This window comes from Cellulomonas telluris (assembly GCF_004886325.1).
GTDB lineage: Bacteria > Actinomycetota > Actinomycetes > Actinomycetales > Cellulomonadaceae > Cellulomonas > Cellulomonas telluris.
In genome coordinates this window covers 1-514 of record NZ_QXFN01000115.1, presented here as the reverse complement: position 1 = coordinate 514, position 514 = coordinate 1, and the positions used below count along the sequence as shown (strand labels likewise).

Here is a 514-nt window from a genome sequence, read left to right as displayed (position 1 = left end):
CGGTCGACCCCTACCGCTCGACGCTCTACTCCCCCGGCGACCTCTACGACACCTCGCCCTCCGAGGCGACCCTCGACGCCCGCGCCTACGCCTGGTCGCGGCGCGGGAGCAGTCCCGACGACGCGCTCGCGAAGTCGCTGCACGACCACAGCATCGACGCCGCGCTCGCCGCCTGGGTCGGCGGACGCAGGATCGTCGGCGTGATGGGTGGGCACGCCCTCGAGCGCGGCAGCGCGGCGTACGCGGACGCCGCACGGCTCGGGCACGCGCTCGGCGGCCGGCTGACGGTCGCCACGGGTGGCGGGCCCGGAGCCATGGAGGCAGCGAACCTGGGAGCCCACGTCCCCGGCGACCTCGACGGAGCCGTCGCCACGGTCGCCGAGGTCCCGTCCTTCCGACCGGACGTCGGCGCGTGGGCGCGGGCCGCGTTCGAGGTGCTGTCCGCGACGTCCGGCGGGCGCGAGTCGCTCGGGATACCGACGTGGCACTACGGCCACGAACCGCCGAACCCGTT

At 75.9% G+C, this 514-nt stretch carries 1 pseudogene; it reads left to right on the top strand.

The window, feature by feature from the left end:
• Positions 1-514, top strand: a pseudogene (locus FB586_RS19640) (LOG family protein); the annotation flags it as partial.